Raw genomic sequence first — 534 nt, 5'->3', positions numbered from 1 at the left:
CTCGGCCGAGGGCCGCAGCTTGGCGAGCGCGGTGCGGATGGACGCATCGTTGAGCGCCGACAGCCACAGGCGTGCTATGGGGCCGCGGTATCCGCACAGGTCGATGATCTCGCGGGCGATCAGTTCACCCTCGCGGTCGGCATCGGTGGCAATGACGAGATGGGTCGCCTTCGCCAGAAGCGTTTTGACGACCTTGAATTGCGTGGCGGTCTGCGGTTTGACCTCGACCCGCCACTGCTGAGGGATGATGGGCAACTGCTCCAACGACCAGCGCTTGAGCGCCGCGTCATAGACCTCGGGTGCTGCCGCTTCGACGAGATGGCCGATGCACCAGGTGACCGTGACGCCGGAGCCGTTGAGGCAGCCTTCACCGCGCTGCGTGGCGCCGAGAATCCGGCCGATGTCTTTGCCCTGGGAGGGCTTCTCGCACAGAAACAGCCGCATGTCCGTCCATCCGCTTCCCGTTGTTCATGGAGTTGCTGGGATCGAGGATGCCGAGCGCCTGTTGGGGCAGCAGCAAACAAGCTGCATGCG

1 protein-coding gene is annotated in these 534 nt (G+C 64.8%); it reads right to left on the bottom strand.

Annotation, left to right across the window (positions count from 1 at the left end):
* Positions 1 to 444, bottom strand: a 444-nt coding sequence (locus APY03_RS18515; RefSeq protein ID WP_232324331.1) for a toprim domain-containing protein, incomplete at its 3' end; no start/stop codon positions are given.
* Positions 445 to 534 lie beyond the last annotated feature (90 nt).

The organism is Variovorax sp. WDL1 (assembly GCF_001541225.1).
Taxonomy (GTDB): Bacteria; Pseudomonadota; Gammaproteobacteria; order Burkholderiales; family Burkholderiaceae_C; genus Variovorax.
Note: the sequence above shows the minus strand (reverse complement) of the source record. Positions and strands in the feature narration are given on the sequence as shown.